Consider the following 18,121-nt stretch of genomic DNA (forward strand, 5'->3'; position numbering starts at 1 on the left):
GCAGAATGTCCGAGCATTCTGCTGGGATTAGCCGGGTTAGTCGAGTTTGGCGGGCGGCGGCTCTTGCAGCGGTTTTTGCTCGCCGCTGACGGGCACGATGGTTTTGCTGTCGTCTTCGACCGGAACCAGTTTGTACTCCTGACCGTGAAGGTTCTTCAGGTAAACCTCCATCTGCCGGAACGAGATGTTGATGTGCTGCTTCTTGAACTCGCGGTTGATGAAGCGGTTGACCTCGTCGATCACCGGATTGCGGTCACCGAGGTCGCGCACATGCATGCGCAGCTCGTGGTCGAGGGTGCTTTCGCCGAAGTTGAGGAAGTACACGTGCGGCTCGGGTTCCTTGAGCACGCGTGGGTTTTCCCGGGCGGCCTTGAGCAGCAGTTCCTTGACCAGATCCAGATCGGAACCGTAATCGACGCCGAGTTTCAGCGTCACCCGTGTAATGGTGTCGGTCAGCGACCAGTTGATCAGTTGCCCGGTGATGAACGTCTTGTTCGGGACAATGATGTCCTTGCGGTCGAAGTCGGTGATGGTCGTGGCACGGATGCGGATCTTGCTCACGGTGCCCGACAGGTTGCCGATGGTGATGGTGTCGCCGATCCGCACCGGGCGTTCGAACAGGATCATGATGCCGGAGATGAAGTTCGCGAAGATCTCCTGCATACCGAAGCCGAGACCCACCGACAGCGCCGCCACCAGCCATTGCAGCTTGTCCCAGCTCACGCCGAGGGTCGACAGGGTCGAGACGAAACCGACCCCGGCGATCACGTAGGACAGCAGCGTCGTGGTCGCGTAGGCACTGCCCTGAGCCAGATTGAGTTTCGACAGCACGAACACTTCCAGCAGGCCCGGCAAGTTGCGTGCGAGCGCAAAGGTAATGCCGATGATGATCAGCGCGCCGAGCATGTCGCCGATGCTGATCGGCACCATGCTCATGTTGGCGCCGGTGCCGCTGGTGTATTCGTAGAGGGTGATGTTGTCGAGGTACGAGAACACGGTGATCAGGTCGGCCCAGACCCAGTACAGCGCGGCGATGAAACCGCCGAGCAGGGCCAGACGGATCAGGCGCAGGGACTGTTCGTTGACCTTCTCGATGTCGAGGGTCGGTTCTTCGATCACCGCTTCGCCGTCGCCGGCTTCTTTGGCTGCCTGACGTTTGGCCAGGGCGCGCTGGTAGGCCAGGCGCCGAGCGGCAACTGCCAGACCACGGACGAAAGTCGCCTCGATCACCAGCCAGAACATCAGCAGGTACAGGGTATTGATCAAACGGTCGCTGAGTTTCAGCGCGGTGTAGTAGTAGCCGAAGCACACCGCGACGAACAGTGCGATGGGCAGCAGGGTGAACATGATCCCCACGGCCTTGCGGAACAGCGAGGCGTTTTCGTGGGTCGGGCTGCTGATCAGCAGGCGACTGAGCAGCCATGCCATCAGGGCGTAGCAAGTCAGCACCACCGGCATGCCGATGACGTCATCGGCCAGCGCCGCCGGTTGCAGTTCGGCGACCGCTACCACTGCCACAAGCGCCATCACTACCAGACCGAGACGCCGTACCCAGCCCTGAAGGAATTCAACCTGCGGCTTCTCCCAGCGGAAGTGCAGTTCAGCCACACCGCCCGGCGCAAGGATCCGGTAAGCGGTGTAGAACACCAGCCACGCCTGGCCCATTTGCAGCAGGGCCGCGCCCATGTTGGCGTTCTGGCCACGGGCGTCGATCTGCAGTGCCAGCCCGCACAGCGCAAGACCGAGCGCCACCGGCATCGCCAGCAAGATGTTGATCAGGATCGCCTGCGGCGTGTGCCACTGGCTGTCGCGCTTGAAGTGGCCGATGTCCTGGTGAACCTTGTTCAGGCGTGCATACAGCTGCTTGCGGCGCCATAACAATGCGCCGATCAGCAGTGCCAGCGGCAGGAACAACAACGGGCGCTGGGTCAGGCCGTCGGTCAGTTCGCTGAGACTGGAGGCCAGCGGCAGGGTGTCGATCTGGCGTTTCAGGCGCTCCGGCACACCGCGCAACCACTCGGAGTCCAGCGGCTTGTTGCTGGGAATCCAGAACATCTGCTCGTCGAGGGTTGCGCGCAGGCTTTGCGCGGTGCTCAGCAGTTGCTTCTGGTTCAGTTGCAGGGTGATCGACTCGTTGAGCATCGCGCTCAGTTCGCGACTCAGCCGCTCCAGCAGATCGACGCGAGTGTTGGCCAGATCCAGCAGGTTTTTGCGAAGTTGCGGTGTGACTTGCTCTGGCGGCTGGGTGGACAGCAGGGTGTCGACATAAGTCGCCGGATTGCTCAGTTGTTCGCGCTGCTGATTGATTTCGAACTGGTACAGGCGAATGTCGGCGATCTGGTCCGCCAGGTCGCGGTCGACCTTGAGGCGCGGCAGCGCCTGCTTCTGTTTATAGAGAATCTTCGACAGCAGCAGACTGCCCTTGAGCACGTTGATCTGCTCGTCGAGAGCCGAATCGCTCTGGGTCACACTGTCCAGCTGCTGCTTGGTCTGCAGGTTCTGCTGGGTCAGTTCGTTGAGGCGGTCGGTGCTTTTGAGCAGGTAGTCGGAGAGCTTGAGGTTGGCCGCGCTTTCAGTGGCGAGCAGGGTGCTGCTGCCGGACTTCTGAGCCTCGATCGACTGCTGCGTCACGGTTTCCTGAGACAGGGTCAGACGCTTCTGGTTGATCAGGGTCTGCAGTTCCTGGATCTCGTGGTCCAGACGGTCGGATTTTTCCGTGATCAGGTCATGCTGGCTGTTGCCCAGATCCTGCAACTGGTTGTTGCCGGCCAGTTCCTGGCGGCGCAACGGGATCATTGCATTGAGCGCTGACAGCTCGGCGTTGAGCAGGTCGCGTTGCTCGGCACTCAGGGTCTTGCCGCTGTCCTTGCCGGTCTTGAGGATGCTGTTGATCTGCTGGATGCGCGTCTGGCTGCTGGCGATTTCTGCCTGGGCGCGCTCCGGACGAGTCTGCGCGGTGATGATCAGGCTGTTGGCATCGGCCAGGGCTTTTTGCAGGTCGCTTTGCTGGGTCGAGCGCTCGGTGAGGATCTGTTCCAGTTGCTGGATGTTCTCTTTGGTGAAGCGCTGCGCTACCGGTACCACGGCAGTGGCCTTGAGGCGTGCCAGTTCGCGGGTGTTCTCGATGGTCTGTTTCGGCGCGGTGGCCAGTTGTTGCTTGAGGTCGATCAGCTTCTGATCGTAGTCACGCCGGTTGTTGAGCTGGTTCAGCGTGTTTTGCAGGAGCGTTTGCAGGGCCTTTTTGTCGGCCTCGGGCAGTTTGCTGTCGGTGAGCTTGTCCAGGTTCGCCTGCACGGCTTCGCTGGACGGCGGTTCTGCGGCCTGCAGCGGGCCGACAGTAAGACTCAGGCCCAGCAGGGCCGCGAGGAAAAAGGAGCGCAGGGTAGGCATAGAGACCGGTCAAGCAAGTGAGAGTGGAGGCAGTTTAGAGGAAGAGCCCGGGGCCCGGGCGACTTCCTTCGGGGAATCTGACGCCCACTTTGGCGATCTTGTTCCCGTCCATGACCGCCACCGTCCAGTGGGTGTTGTTCCATTCCACCTGGTCGCCAACGATCGGTGCACCGCCGACTTTCTGCGCGATGAAGTGGCCCAGAGTCATGTCCGGATCGATGCCTTCGGCCGACAGGCCATAAAGGGCCGCAACCGCTTTGAGCTGGGCGTCTCCTTCGAGTACGAAGTCGCCGAAGAAGCGCAGATCGAGTCCTCGTTGCGGTGCCTGGCTGAACAGTTTTCCAAGGGCCGGCAAGTTGTGTTCATGGCCGATAACACACAGCAAATCATCGACTTCCAGCACCGTACTACCCGACGGATGGAGCAGTTGCTGGCCGCGAAACAGGGCGGCGATACGGGTGCCTTCGGGCATTTTCAGCTCGCGCAGGGGGGAACCGATGCACCATTTCTCCGCACCGAGCTTGTAAACGAACAGCTCCCACTCGCTGGTGATGTGCACTTCGAGGGCCGAACGGGAGATCGGTGCAGGTTCCGGCGGTACCGTCACCTTGAGCAGTCTGGCCACCCACGGCAGGCTCGTGCCCTGCACCAGCAGCGACACCAGCACGATGAAGAACGCGAGGTTGAAGTACAGCTGCGCATTCGGCAGCCCGGCCATCAGCGGGAACACCGCCAGAATGATCGGTACCGCGCCACGCAGGCCGACCCAGGAAATGAAGGCCTTTTCGCGACCGTGGAAGGCCTTGAACGGCAGCAAGCCGACCACCACCGACAAAGGCCGCGCGAACAGAATCATCCACAGCGCCAGACCCAGGGCCGGCAACGCGATCGGCAGCAAGTCATGCGGCGTAACCAGCAAGCCCAGCACCAGGAACATGCCGATCTGCGCCAGCCACGCCATGCCGTCGAGCATGTGCAGGATGCCGTGGCGGCTGCGCACCGGACGGTTGCCGATCACCAGACCGCACAGGTAAACGGCGAGGAAGCCGCTGCCGTGCAGGGCGTTGGTCAGGGCAAACACCACCAGACCGCCGGCGATTACCAGGATCGGATAGAGGCCGGTGGCGAGGTTGATCCGGTTGACCAGTTGCAGCATCAGCCAGCCGCCGCCGAGGCCGATCACGCCACCGATGCCGAACTCGCGGATCAGGTGGGTCAGCAGGCTCCAGTGCAGGCCGGTCTGGCCGCTGGCGAGCATGTCGATCAGGGTCACGGTGAGGAACACCGCCATCGGGTCGTTGCTGCCGGATTCGATTTCCAGACTGGCGGTCACCCGTTCGTTCAGGCCCTTGCCGCCGAGCAGCGAGAATACCGCCGCGGCGTCCGTGGAACCGACGATGGCGCCGATCAGCAGACCCTGAATCAGATTCAGGTCGAACAGCCACGCGGCGGCCATGCCGGTGAGACCGGTGGTTATCAGCACACCGACCGTGGCCAGCGACAAGGCCGGCCACAAGGCCACGCGGAAACTGGATACCCGGGTGCGCAAGCCGCCGTCGAGGAGGATCACCGCCAGTGCGAGGTTGCCGACCAGATAGGCCGTCGGGTAGTTATCGAAAATGATGCCGCCGCCATCGACCCCGGCGGTCATGCCGACGGCGAGGATGATTACCAGAATCGGGATGCCGAGACGCGACGAAAGGGAACTGACAAGAATGCTCGCACCTACCAGCAACGCGCCGATCAAGAACAGGCTGTTGATGGTCGTCGCATTCAAAGGCAGTACTCCAGAAGCGGAAAGACGGGCACAAACTGACCATGCAGTCTGCGTGCCAGCGATTCTAACCTGTTGAAATGTGATGCTGTCAAAAAGGTTTTTCGGCGAGGTGAAAGATCGTCCCCACGTGCGTGGGAACGATCAGTCTTGCGCAGGGTTAGAGGCTGAACCGCCCAACCATATTGTTCAGATCCAGCGCCAGGCGTGACAGCTCGTTGCTCGCCGCACTGGTCTGATTCGCGCCGGTCGCCGATTGCACCGACAGATCGCGGATGTTCACCAGGTTGCGGTCCACTTCCCGCGCCACCTGCGCCTGCTCTTCGGCAGCGCTGGCGATTACCAGGTTGCGCTCGTTGATCTCGACGATCGCGGTGTTGATGGTGTCCAGCGACAGGCCGGCGCCACGGGCGATGTTCAGGGTCGATTCGGCGCGCTCGGTGCTGTTGCGCATCGAATCCACGGCGTGTTCGGTGCCGCTCTGGATGCTGCCGATCATGCGCTCGATTTCGCTGGTCGACTGCTGGGTGCGGTGCGCCAGGGCACGGACTTCGTCGGCCACCACGGCAAAACCACGACCGGCTTCACCGGCACGGGCCGCTTCGATGGCGGCGTTGAGTGCCAGCAAGTTGGTCTGGTCAGCCAGGCCACGAATCACGTCCAGCACCTTGCCGATGTCGCGGGATTCGTTGGCCAGATCACCGATCAGGGTCGCGGTGCTCTGCACGTCGGCGCTCATGCGTTCGATGGCGCTGACGGTTTCCTGCACCAGATCACGACCGTCGCCGGCGGAGGTGGTGGCGTTCTTCGAGGCTTCCGAGGTGCTGACCGCGTTGCGTGCAACTTCTTCCACCGCGCTGGTCATCTCGTTGACCGCCGTGGCGGCCTGCTCGATTTCGTTGTTCTGCTGGGTCAGGCCACGGGCGCTTTCGTCGGTGACGCTGTTCAGCTCTTCAGCAGCGGACGCCAGTTGCGTCGCAGAGCCGGAAATTCGCTGCAAGGTGTCGCGCAGCTTCGATTGCATCTTGGCCATGGCCGCCAGCAGGCGCCCGGCTTCGTCGGTGCCGTCAACGTGGATCGGCTGGGTCAGGTTGCCTTCGGCGATGGTTTCCGCCGCATCCAGTGCTTTGGAAATCGGCTTGGTGATGCTCAGGGTCAGCAGCCACGCAAAGAGGAAGGTCAGGCCGGTGGCGATCACCAGCAGCGTCACCACCAGACTGAAGGCCGAAGAAAACTGCTCGGCGGCTTGCTGGTTGGTCTGGCTGATCTGCTCGCCGTTGATTTGCATCAGGCGGTTGAGCACGGTGTTCATTGCTTCGGAGTTGTTCAGCAATTCGGTGTTCAGCAGATTGCGCAGCTCATCCACCTGATTGTTGCGCGACAGGGTTTTCATCCGGTCTTCAATCTGGCGGTACTGGCCCAGCAACTGCACGTATTGGTCATAGGCCGCACGCTCGGCCGGGCTGCCGATCAATGGCTCGTAATCGGTCTGGGCCTTGCGGATCTGCTGGTTGCGCATTTCCAGCAGTTCGACAGTCTTCTGCTGGACGTCCGGCTCGCGGTTCACCAGCAAGCGGTACGACAGCACCCGCAGACGCAGGGTCAGCTGGGTGAACTCGTCGAGGTTTTTGATGCTCGGCACGCTGGTGGTGGTGATGTTTTCGGCGGCGCCGCGGATCTTGCTCATCTGGTTCAGGGCGAACACGCCGAGAATCAGCATCAGGCCGCCGATCAGGGCGAAGCCGGTGAACGCCCGGGGGGCGATATTCATATTGCGAAGGGACATGGTGCGATTACCAGGGAAGGGCCGCATCCATGCGGGCTGAGACTGCTGTTGGATGACTTATCGGTCATACGACTAAAGTCTTGAGGCGGTGCGCGTATTTGTCGCATAAGGGGTCAGGCGACGAAGTGCAGGAACCAGATCGGCAGATCACAGTCTCTAACACTCGCAGGAATGGTCGACTGCCAGGAAAATCAAGGCTTTGCGCCGGTTTAACCCTGGCATCCACGACGACTTTTCTTTATCGTACGCGCCCTTTGAAAAAGCCCTGGAATATCAAAATGTTGGAAGCATCCCTCAGCCAATTGGAACAGCTCGTCAGCGACCTGGTGCAACAGAACCAGACCCTGTCGGAAACCAACCAGACCCTGTCCACGGAACTGGCCCAGGCCAAGGATGAAAACGAGAGCCTGCAACTGAGCCTGATGGAACAGGAAGAAAAGCACGGCGCCACCGCCGCACGCATCCAGGCCCTGGTTGATCGCGTCAACGCAGGTCCTGTCAGCGCATGAACCACGGCACAGCAGGGGTAAAAGTCATCTCCATCATGGGGGAGGACTATTCGATCAAGGCACCGGCCGGGGAAGAACAGACCCTGCTGGACGCTGCATTGATGCTCAAGGCTGCGCTGGCCGACACCAAGCGCAAATACCCGACCCTGATCGGTGACCGCCTGCTGGTGCTGGCGGCGATGAATCTGTGTTCGCAGCAGATTGAAATGAAGAAGCAGCATCAGGAAGAACTCGAGCGTTACCAAGAGCAAGTCAGCGCCACGGTCGAGACCATCGCCAAGACCATCAATCAGGGTTGATGGGGTTGCGCACAACCAAGGAATAAGATTGTCGATTGCGTTGTATACAATCGGCACGGCTGTTGCAGTGTTTCAGCCTCTTATTCTTTGGGGGTGCTCCATGCAGTTCTGGCGTCGCAGTATTCAATGGCAGTTGATCCTCGGCATGGGCACCGCTCTGCTGGTCAGCATCCTGATCGTGGTTGGCATTTATACCCTGGTGGTCAACCGCCTCGCCCAGAGCTATCTGGTCGAACAGGCGTTGCCGTCGAGCATCGAAGCGACGCGCAACGACATCGAGCGAATCCTCGTTCAACCCCTCACCGCCGCCAAGGACATCGCCAGCAACACCATGGTCCGCGACTGGCTGGCCACTGGTGAAGACTCCGGCAAAACGGCGGGCTTTGCGCAGTATCTGGAAGGTATCCGCGCCGAACACAAGGCTTTCACGGCGCTGATCATCGGCACCGAATCCAATCACTACATCACCGAAAAAGGCCTGGATCGCACCCTCAGTCGATCCAAGCCGGCCGATGCCTGGTTCTACTCTTTCCTCGACAGTAATCAGCCACGCACCCTGAACATCGACAACGATGGGGCCACCGGAGAACTGGCGCTGTTCATCGATTTGAAGGTCGAACAGGCCGGCAAAGTGGTCGGTGTCGCGGGGCTCGGATTGAGCATGAAGGAGCTGTCGGAGCTGATCCACAACTTCAGCTTTGGCGAGCGCGGCAAGGTCTATCTCGTGCGTTCCGACGGTCTGATCCAGGTCCATCCAGAGGCGCAGTTCAGCGGCAAACGCACCCTCACGGAGCAGATCGGCGCCAACGCGGCGCAAGCGGTCATGGGCCACAAAGTGGCGACCAACAGCAGCTTCCAGCGCGACGGTGAAGACTTCCTCGCCTTCAGCCTGCCTTTGCGTGACCTCGGCTGGACCTTGGTGGCCGAAGTGCCGCAGTCGCAGATCTACGCCGAAGCCCGGCGGGCGATGTGGATGAGCAGCGGTATCGGTCTGGCGGTGGCACTGGTTTGCCTGGCACTGGTGATCTGGCTGGCCCAGGGATTGGTGCGACCGATTCGTCAGGTAACAGCTGCGCTGGTAGCAATTGGTAGCGGTGGTGGAGATTTGACCCATCGGTTAGATTCCAGTCGCGCCGATGAACTGGGCGACCTCGCCCGGGGCTTCAACCGTTTCCTCGACAGCCAGCGCGGGATGATCGGCGAAGTGCTGACCACCAGCGAGCGTCTGCGTGTCGCCGTCGGCCAGGTGGCCAGGGTTGTGGATAACACCGCCGAGCGCTCCGGCCGTCAGCAGGAAATGACCGACATGGTCGCCACCGCCGTTCATGAAATGGGCCTCACCGTGCAGGAAATCGCCCAGAACGCCGGCAATGCCGCGCTCGCCTCGCAAACCGCTCGCGATGAAGCGATGCAGGCGCGGGAAGTGGTCGGCGGCTCGATTCGCCATATAGAAAGCATGTCCGATGAAATCGGCGTTGCTGCCGGTGCGGTGGGGGAGCTGGCGCATCAGGTCGCCTCGATCGATCAGGTGCTGGCGGTGATTCGCGGTGTTTCCGAACAGACCAATCTGTTGGCATTGAATGCGGCTATTGAAGCGGCGCGGGCCGGGGACATGGGGCGTGGTTTTGCGGTAGTGGCGGATGAAGTGCGGACGCTGGCGCGCAGGACCCAGGCGTCTACTGACGAGATCCAGCAGATGATCGGCAGCCTCAAGCAGGGGGCAGAGAATGCCGTATCTTCAATGCGCACGGGACAGGCGGCAACCGGCACCGGCGTAGAGTCGAGCCAGCGTACGGGGGCGTCTTTGACCGCGATTACCGGGCAGGTCGAGCGCATCAGCGACATGAACCATCAGGTGGCGACGGCGACGGAGGAGCAGTCGGCGGTGACCGAAGAGATCAACCGCAACGTGCAGGGGATTTCCGATCTGGCCCGGGCGACGGCGGGGGAGGTTCGGGCTTGTCGTGAGGATTGTCAGATGTTGCAGCGCTTGGCGGATGATCTGGCGCGGCAGATGGGTGGGTTCAAACTCACTTGATGCATTGAACGCCAAGAGTCCCCTCACCCTAACCCTCTCCCAAGGGGAGAGGGGACCGATCGGGAAATATTGAAGAGGTTCACCGACTTGAAAGATCGGCGTTGAATCCATAATCGACTCGGTCGTTTAGGTCGATGTATAGCGCAAGACAACTCGGCCGGCCCCCTCTCCCTCCGGGAGAGGGCTGGGGTGAGGGCCGGGTTTCACTCGGTCAATGATCAGAACCACTCATCCTGCATCACCAGACACGTATCATCCCGCGCCTCAAGCAACGCCAGCTCATGCTGGCAACCCGGCACTTCCCACGTCAGGAAATACCGCGCCGCCTGCAACTTGCCCTTATAGAAGTCGGCATCCGCCGCATTCCCCTTGGCCAGGCCTTCTTCGGCCCGAATCGCCTGTTCCAGCCAGCGCCAGCCAATCACCGCGTGCCCGAACACCTTCAGGTACAGAGCCGAATTCGCCAGGCTGCTGTTGACCTTGCCCTGGGCCAGATCGGTCAGCAGACCGATGGTCACGCTCTGCAGGCGCGCCACCAGTTTCTCCAGCGGCTCACGCAGTGCGGTCAACGATTCGTACGCCACCGCGCGTTCGGCGGTATCGGCAATCAGGCGGATCAGTTGCTTGAGCCCGGCGCCACCGTTCTGCGCCAGTTTGCGTCCCAGCAAGTCCAGCGACTGAATGCCGTGGGTGCCTTCGTGGATCGGGTTCAGGCGGTTGTCGCGGTAGTACTGCTCCACCGGGTATTCGCGGGTGTAACCGTGGCCGCCGAGAATCTGGATCGCCAGTTCGTTGGCTTTCAGGCAGAACTCCGATGGCCAGGACTTGACGATCGGTGTCAGCAAATCCAGTAGCTCATGAGCCTGTTTACGCTCGGCTTCGGTTTCCAGCGTGGTGGTGTCATCGAACAGTCGCGCCGCGTATAACCCGAGATCGAACGCACCTTCGACGTAGGATTTCTGCGTCAGCAGCATGCGTCTGACATCCGCGTGCTGAATGATCGCCACCGGCGCCGTCGTCGGATCCTTGCTGTCCGGGACCCGTCCCTGCGGCCGTTCGCGGGCGTATTCCAGCGAATACAGGTAACCGGCGTAACCGAGCATCACCGCGCCCATGCCGACGCCGATCCGCGCCTCGTTCATCATCTGGAACATGTAGCTCAAACCGTGATGCGGCTTGCCCACCAGATAGCCGACACACTCACCGTTATCGCCGAAGTTCAGCGCCGTGGACGTCGTTCCGCGCCAGCCCATCTTGTGGAACAGCCCGGCCAGCAGTACGTCGTTGCGCTTGCCCAGACTGCCGTCATCGTTGACCAGAAACTTGGGCACGATGAACAGCGAAATCCCCTTCACCCCGGCCGGTGCGTCGGGCAACTTGGCCAGCACCATGTGCACGATGTTCTCCGAAAGCGGGTGATCGCCGCCGGAGATGAAGATCTTGTTGCCCTTCAGGCGATAAGTGCCGTCGGACGCTGGTTCGGCGCGGGTACGAATATCCGACAGCGACGAACCTGCATGGGGTTCGGTCAGGGCCATGGTGCCGAAGAAGCGCCCATCGATCATCGGTTGCAGGAAGCGCTGCTTCTGCTCTTCGGTACCGAAGCTTTCGATCAGGTTGGCCGCGCCCATGGTCAGGAACGGGTACGAGGTCGACGCCGCGTTGGCCGACTGAAAGTGGGCGAAGCAGGCCTGGGACAGCAGCGTAGGAAGTTGCATGCCGCCAGCGTCGAAACTGCGCGCGGCGTTGAGGAATCCGGCTTCGAGGAAGGCATCCACCGCCGGTTTCACTTCGGGAATCAGAATCGCCTGACCGTTCTCGTAGCGCGGTTCGTTCTCGTCGCCCTTGCGGTTGTGCGGTGCGAAGTACTTCTCGGCGATGTTGCGTGCCGTGCCGATGGCGGCATCGAAGGTTTCGCGGTTGTGCTCGGCAAACCGCTCGCGCCGGGTCAGGCCCTCGGCATCGAGGACTTCGTACAGCTCGAAAGCCAGATTGCGGGAACTGAGCAGCGTCTCGGACATGGCGGCCTACCTTTTTTTGGAATGGACCGAGTCTAGGCGTGCGAATAAAGGCTGAACAGGAAGATTGATAACGGTGATGGAGAGGCCAAAAAAATGGGCGCCGGTGAGGGCGCCCATTTTTATGTGGCTGGCAGAGTCGCTGATTAACCGATGGTCATCAGGCTGGCGTTACCGCCCGCTGCTGCGGTGTTGACGCTCAGTGCGCGCTCAATCACCAGACGCTCCAGCGCAATGTTGGTTTCGCCCTGGGACAAGCCCTGAACCCCAACGATGGCGCCGACACGCTTGGCGATCTGCTGGCAGACCGCACGCAACTGGTCGGAATGGCCGTGATGCAGAACCGCATCGAACACCACGTCGTCCTTGCTCCAGTCGGAAACCAGTTTGATCCGCGCCTGAATCTCCTTCGGCAGGCGTGCGAACAATGCCTTGCTGGTGTCGGATTCCGGCCAGACCGCCGAACCGCCCACCGCCAGTACTGCAGCGAGCTGGGTCAGCAGATCACCTTCGATGTCCGCCAGGCACAGCACGTGCTCGCGCGGCAGGATCGCGTAGCTGTTTTTCTCGCCGGTCGGGCCGGCCAGTACGCGGGTAATACCGCTTTGCGACTGCGCTGCATACTGCACACACAGGGTGCTCAGGTCGGCGAACTTGTTGCTGTCGGCCCAGGCTTTCAGGGCAACCAGCGGTTTGCTCAGGGCATCACGCAGACGAACGTCCGGTGCCACGGCAGCATCACCGCGAGCGAAGGATTGTTCGATGGCATCGGCAGGACGTGTCGACAGCAGGCGGTACAGGTACAGCGGGCCACCGGCCTTCGGACCGGTACCCGACAGGCCTTCGCCACCGAACGGCTGAACGCCGACCACGGCACCCACGATGTTGCGGTTGACGTAGACGTTACCGGCGTTGACGTTGTCGATCACCTTGGCGATGGTCTCGTCGATGCGAGTGTGCACGCCGAGGGTCAGGCCGTAACCGGAGGCGTTGATCTGGGCGATCAACTGGTCGATCTCTTTGCGCTTGTAGCGCACCACGTGCAGCACCGGGCCGAAGATCTCGCGTTGCAGCTCGTCGAAGCTTTCCAGTTCGATCAGGGTCGGCATGACGAAGGTGCCGCGTTTGACTTCCTCGGCATCGGCGATGGCCACCTGGTACACGTTGCGACCTTTGTCGCGCATGCCCTGTATGTGTTTCTCGATGCCGGCCTTGGCTTCGGCGTCGATCACCGGGCCGATGTCCACGGACAGACGCTCCGGGTTGCCGAGACGGCTTTCAGCCATCGCGCCCTTGAGCATTTCGATGACGCGATCGGCGGAATCTTCCTGCAGGCACAGGACGCGCAGGGCAGAGCAGCGCTGGCCGGCGCTGTCGAAGGCCGACGACACCACATCGATCACTACTTGTTCGGTCAGTGCCGAAGAGTCGACGATCATCGCATTCTGGCCGCCGGTTTCGGCGATCAGCGGAATCGGACGGCCCTGGTTGTCGAGACGACCGGCGATGTTGCGCTGCAGCAGACGCGCAACTTCGGTGGAACCGGTGAACATCACGCCTTTGACGCGCTCGTCACCCACCAGACCGGCACCGACGGTTTCACCGCGACCCGGCAACAGTTGCAGCACGCCTTCCGGAATCCCGGCTTCGAGCAGCAGGCGCACGGCTTGTGCGGCGACCAGCGGAGTCTGTTCGGCCGGTTTGGCCAGCACCGGGTTACCGGCGGCCAGTGCGGCGGCAACCTGACCGCTGAAGATGGCCAGCGGGAAGTTCCACGGGCTGATGCAGACCACCGGACCCAACGGGCGGTGGGCGTCGTTGCTGAAATCGTTGCGAGCCTGCACCGCGTAATAACGCAGGAAATCGACCGCTTCGCGGACTTCGGCGATGGCGTTGGCGAAGGTCTTGCCGGCTTCGCGGGCCAGCAGGCCCATCAGCGGCTGGATCTCGCCTTCCATCAGGTCGGCGGCGCGTTCCAGAATCGCGGCACGTTCGGCCGGCGGAGTGGCCTGCCAGATCGGTGCGGCGTTCAGGGCGCATTGAATGGCGTTGTCGACGTCTTCAACGGTAGCTTCCTGCACATGGCCGACCACGTCACGCAGATCGGACGGGTTCAGCACCGGTGCCGGCGCTTCGTTGCTGGAGGCGCAGCCGAGCATCGGCGCGGCTTTCCAGTTGTTGTGCGCGGTCGCCAGCAGGGCGCAGGACAGCGAAGCCAGACGATGTTCGTTGGCCATGTCGATGCCGCTGGAGTTGGCGCGCTCGGAACCGTACAGGTCACGCGGCAGCGGAATGCGCGGGTGCGGCAGGCCGAAACCGCCTTCTACGGTTGCCATCTGCTCGATCTGCGCAACGGGATCGGCCACCAGTTCCTGAATCGAAATCGACTGGTCGGCGATGCGGTTGACGAACGAGGTGTTGGCGCCGTTTTCCAGCAGGCGACGTACGAGGTATGCCAGCAGGGTTTCGTGGGTGCCGACCGGGGCGTACACGCGGCACGGACGGTTCAGCTTGCCTTCGGAAACCTTGCCTACAACCTGCTCGTACAAAGGTTCGCCCATGCCGTGCAGGCACTGGAATTCGTACTGGCCCGGGTAATAGTTCTGACCGGCAATGTGATAAATCGCCGACAGGGTGTGGGCGTTGTGCGTGGCGAATTGCGGGTAGATGACTTCCGGTACCGAGAGCAGTTTGCGTGCGCAGGCGATGTAGGAAACGTCGGTGTACACCTTGCGGGTGTAGACCGGATAGCCTTCCAGGCCTTCGACCTGGGCGCGCTTGATTTCGCTGTCCCAGTACGCGCCTTTCACCAGACGGATCATCAGGCGATGACGGCTGCGGCGAGCCAGGTCGATCACGTAATCGATCACGTACGGGCAACGCTTCTGGTAAGCCTGGATCACGAAACCGATGCCGTTCCAGCCCGTCAGTTGCGGCTCGAAGCAAAGACGCTCGAGCAGATCCAGCGATAGCTCCAGGCGGTCGGCTTCTTCGGCGTCGATGTTCAGGCCGATGTCGTATTGCTTGGCCAGCAGGGTCAGCGACAGCAGGCGCGGGTACAGCTCGTCCATCACGCGCTCGTACTGGGCGCGGCTGTAGCGCGGGTGCAGGGCCGACAGCTTGATCGAGATGCCCGGGCCTTCATAAATCCCACGGCCGTGGGACGCTTTGCCGATCGAGTGAATGGCTTGTTCGTACGAGGCCAGGTACTTCTGGGCGTCGTGTTCGGTCAGTGCCGCTTCACCGAGCATGTCGTAGGAATAACGGAAGCCCTTGGCTTCGAACTTGCTCGCGTTGGCCAGGGCTTCGGCGATGGTTTCGCCGGTCACGAACTGCTCGCCCATCAGGCGCATGGCCATGTCGACGCCCTTGCGGATCATCGGCTCGCCGCTCTTGCCGATGATGCGGCTCAGGGACGAAGTCAGGCCGGCTTCGTTGTGAGTCGACACCAGTTTGCCGGTCAGCAGCAGGCCCCAGGTCGCTGCGTTGACGAACAGCGACGGGCTGTTGCCCAGGTGCGGCTGCCAGTTGCCGGTGCTGATCTTGTCGCGGATCAGTGCATCGCGAGTGCCCTTGTCCGGGATACGCAGCAGCGCTTCGGCCAGGCACATCAGCGCCACGCCTTCCTGGGACGACAGGGAAAATTCCTGCAACAGGCCCTGAACAATGCCTGCACGACCGCCGGCACTCTTCTGGTTACGCAGTTTTTCCGCGATGTTGGCTGCAAGTTTGTTGGTGGCTTCGGCCATCGGTGCTGGCAGGCGAGCCTGCTCGATCAGCATCGGCACCACTTCCGGCTCAGGGCGGCGGTAAGCGGCGGTGATTGAGGCGCGCAGCACCGATTGCGGCAGGATGCTTTCGGCGAATTCAAGGAAACATTGGTGAGCGTGATCGGTGTGGACTTCGCCCGCGTCGTCGGCGTCCTTGGCGGTCAAACCGTTCAGCTCGGTCAGGGTTGCACCACCCTCGAGTTTTTCCAGGTAATTGAAAATTGCCTGCTTGATCAGCCAGTGCGGCGTGCGATCAATCGAGGTTGCGGCGGCCTTCAGGCGCTCGCGGGTCGGGTCGTCAAGTTTGACCCCAAGGGTGGTGGTAGCCATATTTTTATCCTCATAGGTGCCGCAGTTGCGCGACAACAGCTGGCGGCAAGATTAGCCGCGAGCTGGAAGAGGTGCAACCGGGTGCAACCCTTTTTTTGTCGGAATATTCGGCAACTTGTCAGGAATAAATTTCAGCTTCGCGATGATCGCTCTAGATAGGTGCTTTCAAGGCACATGGCGGGATGTGACTGCGCCGCAACGGTGCAAAAACGGCGGTTTGTGGTCGAAAAAACGACGTAGGTGCAACTAATTCTCAAGAAACTGGTTGCACCTGTTTTGCTTTGTTGCATAGGATTCGCGCCCAAGGTGCAACCGGGACAACCCGGTTTACCGGCCAATGGCTTTCCTGGGGAAACATTGGTCATAAATGCGCGGCCGTGTGAATCGTCTGTCAGACGTCAGTCTGCAAACGGTGCAACCGCCGCCGCTACATAAAAACAAAGCCAGGGCACGTACGTAATGAGCGCAAGCAATCCAACCCTGATCACGTTCGTGATCTACATCGCAGCAATGGTGCTGATCGGCTTCATGGCCTATCGCTCCACCAACAACCTTTCCGATTACATTCTGGGCGGCCGCAGCCTGGGCAGCGTGGTGACCGCATTGTCCGCCGGCGCTTCCGACATGAGCGGCTGGTTGCTGATGGGCCTGCCGGGCGCCATCTACATGTCCGGCCTGTCCGAAAGCTGGATCGCCATCGGCCTGATCGTCGGTGCCTACCTGAACTGGCTGTTCGTCGCCGGCCGTCTGCGTGTTCAAACCGAGCACAACGGCGATGCCCTGACTCTGCCGGACTACTTCGCCAGCCGTTTCGAAGACAAAAGCGGCCTGCTGCGGATCATTTCGGCAGTAGTGATTCTGGTGTTCTTCACCATCTACTGCGCTTCTGGCATCGTGGCCGGCGCCCGTCTGTTCGAAAGCACCTTCGGCATGTCCTACGAGACTGCGCTGTGGGCCGGTGCTGCAGCGACGATTGCCTACACCTTCGTCGGCGGTTTCCTCGCGGTGAGCTGGACCGACACCGTACAAGCCACCCTGATGATCTTCGCCCTGATCCTGACGCCGATTATCGTGCTGCTGGCTACCGGTGGCGTGGACACCACGTTCCTGGCCATCGAAGCCAATGATCCGAGCAACTTCGACATGCTCAAGGGCACCACTTTCATCGGCATCATCTCGCTGATGGGTTGGGGCCTGGGTTACTTCGGCCAGCCGCACATCCTGGCGCGCTTCATGGCCGCTGACTCGGTGAAATCCATCGCCAACGCCCGTCGCATCTCCATGACCTGGATGATCCTGTGCCTGGGCGGCACCGTGGCCGTGGGCTTCTTCGGTATCGCTTACTTCTCGGCCAACCCGGACGTGGCAATGCCCGTGACCGAGAACCACGAACGTGTGTTCATCGAGCTGGCGAAAATCCTCTTCAACCCGTGGATTGCCGGTGTCCTGCTGTCGGCCATCCTGGCTGCCGTGATGAGTACCCTGAGCTGCCAGTTGCTGGTGTGCTCGAGCGCCCTGACCGAAGACTTCTACAAGACCTTCCTGCGTAAATCCGCCTCGCAAGTCGAGCTGGTGTGGGTCGGTCGTGCCATGGTGCTGCTGGTTGCACTGATCGCCATCGCGATGGCTGCCAACCCGGACAACCGCGTGCTGGGTCTGGTGTCCTACGCCTGGGCCGGTTTCGGCGCAGCCTTCGGTCCGGTCGTGCTGATCTCGGTGATCTGGAAAAAGATGACCCGTGACGGCGCACTGGCCGGCATCCTGGTCGGCGCGATCACCGTGATCGTGTGGAAGCACTTTGAAGTGCTGGGCCTGTACGAAATCATCCCGGGCTTCATCTTCGCCAGCCTGGCCATCTACTTCGTCAGCCTGATGGGCCAGCCGAGCACTGGCATGGTTCAGCGCTTTGAAGCGGCCGAGAAGGATTTCCATCTGAACAAGTGATGGAAATGAGCTGAGGCTCACAAAAGAACGGCCCGTTTCCTACAGGAAGCGGGCCTTTTTTGTGCCTGCAATTTCTCAAGAGTATTGGAGAACCCTGTGGGAGCTGGCTTGCCAGCGATGGCGGCGTGTCAGTCAGCGAACAGTCGAATATGCCGACCTCATCGCTGGCAAGCCAGCTCCCACAGGTTCAGCGATGTATTTGAGGGATATGTCTGTAGTCGAATGCGCCGATTGTTGAAGGGGAGATCGAAGTTTCAAGTAGG

9 protein-coding genes and 1 pseudogene are annotated in these 18,121 nt (G+C 61.2%); 4 read left to right on the forward strand and 6 right to left on the reverse strand.

Annotation, left to right across the window (positions count from 1 at the left end):
* Positions 1 to 36: 36 nt before the first annotated feature.
* The 4 genes and pseudogenes from mscK to IF189_RS29070 form a co-directional block, all read right to left on the reverse strand.
* Positions 37 to 3,390, reverse strand: coding sequence for a mechanosensitive channel MscK (mscK, locus tag IF189_RS02295; RefSeq protein ID WP_192552758.1), 3,354 nt, complete (start codon positions 3,388 to 3,390; stop codon positions 37 to 39).
* Positions 3,391 to 3,424: 34 nt separating this feature from the next.
* Positions 3,425 to 5,167, reverse strand: coding sequence for a potassium/proton antiporter (locus IF189_RS02300; RefSeq protein WP_085711091.1), 1,743 nt, complete (start codon positions 5,165 to 5,167; stop codon positions 3,425 to 3,427).
* 157 nt (positions 5,168 to 5,324) lie between these two features.
* Entirely contained in the window at positions 5,325 to 6,197 is an 873-nt protein-coding gene (locus IF189_RS29065) for a methyl-accepting chemotaxis protein (RefSeq protein WP_371850982.1), read from the reverse strand.
* Positions 6,198 to 6,227: 30 nt separating this feature from the next.
* Positions 6,228 to 6,977: pseudogene (locus tag IF189_RS29070) on the reverse strand (MCP four helix bundle domain-containing protein); the annotation flags it as partial.
* 251 nt (positions 6,978 to 7,228) lie between these two features.
* Here IF189_RS29070 and IF189_RS02310 point away from each other — a divergent pair.
* The 3 genes from IF189_RS02310 to IF189_RS02320 all read left to right on the forward strand — a co-directional run bounded on the left by IF189_RS02310 (position 7,229) and on the right by IF189_RS02320 (position 9,796).
* Entirely contained in the window at positions 7,229 to 7,459 is a 231-nt protein-coding gene (locus IF189_RS02310) for a hypothetical protein (RefSeq protein WP_007952320.1), read from the forward strand.
* Positions 7,456 to 7,758, forward strand: a complete 303-nt coding sequence (locus IF189_RS02315) for a cell division protein ZapA (RefSeq protein ID WP_007952314.1) — start codon at positions 7,456 to 7,458, stop codon at positions 7,756 to 7,758. Before IF189_RS02310 ends, IF189_RS02315 begins: the two co-directional genes overlap by 4 nt.
* Before the next feature lie 100 nt (positions 7,759 to 7,858).
* Positions 7,859 to 9,796, forward strand: coding sequence for a methyl-accepting chemotaxis protein (locus IF189_RS02320; RefSeq protein WP_192552759.1), 1,938 nt, complete (start codon positions 7,859 to 7,861; stop codon positions 9,794 to 9,796).
* 218 nt (positions 9,797 to 10,014) lie between these two features.
* Here IF189_RS02320 and IF189_RS02325 read toward each other — a convergent pair whose 3' ends face one another.
* The gene (locus IF189_RS02325) at positions 10,015 to 11,817 is read right to left on the reverse strand and encodes an acyl-CoA dehydrogenase (protein ID WP_134825241.1); all 1,803 of its coding nucleotides are present in this window, start codon (positions 11,815 to 11,817) and stop codon (positions 10,015 to 10,017) included.
* Positions 11,818 to 11,960: 143 nt separating this feature from the next.
* A complete protein-coding gene (gene putA / locus IF189_RS02330; RefSeq protein WP_192552760.1) occupies positions 11,961 to 15,914 on the reverse strand; it encodes a trifunctional transcriptional regulator/proline dehydrogenase/L-glutamate gamma-semialdehyde dehydrogenase in 3,954 nt (1,317 codons plus the stop codon).
* Positions 15,915 to 16,373: 459 nt separating this feature from the next.
* On the opposite strand from putA, the gene putP reads away from it, so the two are divergent.
* Positions 16,374 to 17,858, forward strand: coding sequence for a sodium/proline symporter PutP (gene putP / locus IF189_RS02335; RefSeq protein WP_085711096.1), 1,485 nt, complete (start codon positions 16,374 to 16,376; stop codon positions 17,856 to 17,858).
* The last annotated feature ends 263 nt before the right edge of the window (positions 17,859 to 18,121 follow it).

Source organism: Pseudomonas sp. IzPS59 (genome assembly GCF_014863505.1).
Classification (GTDB): Bacteria; Pseudomonadota; Gammaproteobacteria; order Pseudomonadales; family Pseudomonadaceae; genus Aquipseudomonas; species Aquipseudomonas kribbensis.